This window comes from Streptomyces pathocidini, assembly GCF_001418495.1.
GTDB classification, from domain to species: domain Bacteria; phylum Actinomycetota; class Actinomycetes; order Streptomycetales; family Streptomycetaceae; genus Streptomyces; species Streptomyces pathocidini.
This window is the reverse complement of the sequence record NZ_LIQY01000378.1, coordinates 1-3,117: the sequence shown is the minus strand read 5'-3', so window position 1 is coordinate 3,117 and position 3,117 is coordinate 1. Positions and strand designations below refer to the sequence as shown.

The following is a 3,117-nucleotide window of genomic DNA, read 5'->3' as shown; positions in this document are numbered from 1 at the left end:
TCCATCTCCGGCTACCACATGGCGGAGGCCGGCGCCTCGCCCGCGCAGGAGATCGCGTTCACGCTGGCGGACGGGATCGCGTACGTCCGTACGGCGCTGGCGGCGGGGATGGACGTGGACGACTTCGCACCGCGGCTGAGCTTCTTCTTCGTCTCGCGCACCACGATCCTGGAGGAGGTCGCCAAGTTCCGTGCGGCGCGGCGCATCTGGGCGCGGGTCATGCGGGAGGAGTTCGGCGCCCGGAACCCGAAGTCGTGGATGCTGCGCTTCCACACCCAGACGGCCGGGGTCCAACTCACCGCCCAGCAGCCGGAGGTGAACCTGGTCCGGGTCGCGGTCCAGGGCCTGGCCGCGGTCCTCGGCGGCACACAGTCCCTGCACACCAACTCCTTCGACGAGGCCATCGCCCTGCCCACCGACAAGTCGGCCCGCCTGGCGCTGCGCACGCAGCAGGTACTGGCGTACGAGACCGACGTCACCGCGACCGTCGACCCCTTCGCGGGCTCCTACGCGGTGGAGTCCCTCACCGACGAGGTGGAGGCTGCGGCGCTCGCGCTGATGGAGCGGATCGAGGACCTGGGCGGGGCGGTCAGCGCAATCGAACACGGCTTCCAGAAAGCGGAGATCGAGCGCACCGCGTACCGCGTCGCGCAGGAGACGGAGTCGGGCGAGCGCGTCGTGGTCGGCGTCAACCGCTTCCAACTCGCCGCGGAGGAGCCGTACGAGCCGCTGCGCGTGGACCCGGCCATCGAGGCTCAGCAGGCGGCCCGCCTCGCGAAACTGCGCGCCGAACGCGATCAGTCGGCGGCCGACGCGGCCCTCGCCGCTCTGCGGAAGGCGGCGGAGGGCACGGACAACGTCCTGTACCCCATGAAATCCGCCCTCGCGGCCCGAGCCACCCTCGGCGAGGTCTGCAACGCGTTGCGGGAGGTGTGGGGGGCGTACGAGCCGCGGGAGGTGTTCTGAGCGGGCTCAGACGGAGATGACCTCCACGCCGTGTTCCAGCCCCTTGAAGTCGGCTGCGTTCCGTGTGTAGAGCGGTAGTTCCTGCGCGGCTGCGGTGGCCGCGATCATGAGGTCTATGCGGCGGGGCCGCGGGTTCCGCCCGGCCTTCACCGTCAGCGCCGCCAAGGTCCCGAATTTGCGCGCGGCCTCCCGGTCGAAGGGGATGGCCGCGAACTCTGCTTCGACGTCCGCGAGTCGCTGAGCCCGCTCCAGCATGGCCACGGGGTCCTTGGTCATCGCCACACCCTGGGCCAACTCCGCTAGAACGATCGCGGAAACAGCGGCCTCCGTGGGCAGGAGCTGGGGATCGATCGCCTGCAGGTCGATGATGACGCAGGTGTCCAGGAGCCCGCGCCGCCGACGCTCGGTCACTTGCGCTCCCACGGGTTGTCGTCGTCGCCGATGCGGTCCTCGTCGCCGTAGAACTCGTCGGCTTCCGCGCGCATCGCTGTGTAGTCGACGCGCGGGGCGTTGCGCCACTTGCGCTGGAGTTCCTCGACCGGGACGAAGCGGCGGCGGGAGCCGAGGGGGCGCACCTCGGCGATCTCGGTCCCGTTGCGGGTGACGTGGTAGGTCTCGCCTGCCTCGACGTCGTCGAGCACCGCCTTGGAGCGGGCGGCGAGCTCGCGCTGACTGATGACCTTCATGGGGTCAGTGTAGCGCGGCGTATTGCATTGCGATACGTGGGCAGGTCACGGCGCCAGGATGTCGAGTTCGGCCATGGCGCCGGTGGTGATTTCCCGGGTGAGGCGTTCGGCGCGGGGGGCGTCGCCGGTGCGGACGGCCTCGGCCACCTGGACGTGGAGGGTGACCGCCGCCGGGTCGGGGTCGGTGAACATGACGTGGTGCTCCGTGCGGCCGGTGAGGACCTCGGCGACCACGTCGCCGAGGCGGGCGAACATCTCGTTGCCCGAGGCCCGGAGGATGACGCGGTGGAAGGCCATGTCGTGGACCAGGTAGCCCTCCAGCTGCTGGCCGCGTGAGGTGGCCACCATCCCCAGGGCGTGCTGGGTGAGTTCGGCGCACTGGTCGGCGGTGGCCAGCCGGGCGGCCAGCCCCGCCGCCACCGGTTCGATCGCGGACCGCAGGACCGTCAGGGAGCGCAGCTGGCGGGGGCGGTCGGCGCCGGCCAGGCGCCAGCGGATGACCTGCGGGTCGTAGACGTTCCAGTGCTCGGTGGGCAGGACGGTCACGCCGACCCGGCGGCGGGACTCCACCAGGTGCATGGACTCCAGTACGCGGACCACTTCCCGTACGACCGTGCGGGAGACCTCGAAGCGGCGCTCCAGCTCGTCAGTGCGCAGGACCGTGCCGGGTGGGTACGCGCCGCCGGTGATCGCGGGGCCCAGGGAGGCCAGCAGGCGGGCGTGCAGTCCTTGCTGCTCCCGCTCCTGGCCTCGGTCTAGTTGACCTTGCCCTTGACCCTGGTCTTGGCCTCGGCCCCGGTCTTGGTCCCGGCCCCGACCCTGGCCCCGGGTCTCGTCCTCGCCCCCGCCGCGGCCTTGGTCCTGGCTCGTCATGCCGCTCCCGATGTCTCTCTCACGCCCGCCGTCCCCTGCTCGGGGAAGCTTACGGGGAGGGGGTCCACCTCAATTATGTATGACTATTGAGTCACGAACTCTTGAATACGTCGTATCTATGGGCTTGAGTGTGGGGCGGCGTCCGGGACGCCGAGTTTCGTCAGTGCCGACGAGGACAGCGAGGTGCAGCGACGTGAGCCCCACCCCTGCGGTGGTCCCCCACACCGTGGTCGTCATGGGTGTCTGCGGCACCGGTAAGTCCACCGTCGGCGGCCTGCTGGCGGACGAACTCGGCGTTCCCTACGCCGAAGCGGACGCCTTCCACCCGCCTGCCAACATCGCCAAGATGACCGGCGGCACCCCCCTCGACGACACCGACCGCGAACCCTGGCTCGACGCCATCGGCGCCTGGGCCCGCGGCCGTACCGGCCTCGGCGGGGTCGTCAGCTGCTCCGCACTCAAGCGGAGTTACCGCGACCGGCTCCGCGCCGCCGCCCCTGGCCTCTTCTTCCTGCACCTCACCGGCGATCGCGCGCTGATCGCCGAGCGGATGGAGCGGCGCCGGGACCACTTCATGCCCGGCGCCCTGCTC

5 protein-coding genes are annotated in these 3,117 nt (G+C 70.8%); 2 read left to right on the top strand and 3 right to left on the bottom strand.

Features of this window, described 5'->3' with window-relative positions; translation table 11 throughout:
- On the top strand, positions 1 to 966 hold a 966-nt coding region (locus AOK16_RS17945), incomplete at its 5' end, for a methylmalonyl-CoA mutase family protein (protein WP_240483627.1).
- Positions 967 to 972: 6 nt separating this feature from the next.
- Here AOK16_RS17945 and AOK16_RS17940 read toward each other — a convergent pair.
- From AOK16_RS17940 to AOK16_RS17930, 3 genes are read right to left on the bottom strand one after another with little or no spacing between them, the layout of a single operon-like run.
- Positions 973 to 1,377: a type II toxin-antitoxin system VapC family toxin gene (locus tag AOK16_RS17940; RefSeq protein ID WP_055473251.1), complete on the bottom strand. Its 405-nt coding sequence runs from the start codon at positions 1,375 to 1,377 to the stop codon at positions 973 to 975.
- Positions 1,374 to 1,652, bottom strand: a complete 279-nt coding sequence (locus tag AOK16_RS17935; protein ID WP_055473250.1) for a type II toxin-antitoxin system Phd/YefM family antitoxin — start codon at positions 1,650 to 1,652, stop codon at positions 1,374 to 1,376. The genes AOK16_RS17940 and AOK16_RS17935 overlap by 4 nt, the downstream gene beginning before the upstream one ends.
- Before the next feature lie 45 nt (positions 1,653 to 1,697).
- Entirely contained in the window at positions 1,698 to 2,525 is an 828-nt protein-coding gene (locus tag AOK16_RS17930) for a FadR/GntR family transcriptional regulator (RefSeq protein ID WP_079101506.1), read from the bottom strand.
- Between the two features lie 235 nt (positions 2,526 to 2,760).
- Between AOK16_RS17930 and AOK16_RS17925 the strand changes: the two genes are divergently transcribed.
- Positions 2,761 to 3,117, top strand: a 357-nt coding sequence (locus AOK16_RS17925; RefSeq protein ID WP_169790909.1) for a gluconokinase, incomplete at its 3' end; no start/stop codon positions are given.

Coding starts and splice junctions, on each gene's coding strand:
- AOK16_RS17930 (WP_079101506.1), bottom strand. CDS start 2,525: ATGACGAGCCAGGACCAAGGCCGCGGCGGGGGCGAGGACGAGACCCGG.
- AOK16_RS17935 (WP_055473250.1), bottom strand. CDS start 1,652: ATGAAGGTCATCAGTCAGCGCGAGCTCGCCGCCCGCTCCAAGGCGGTG.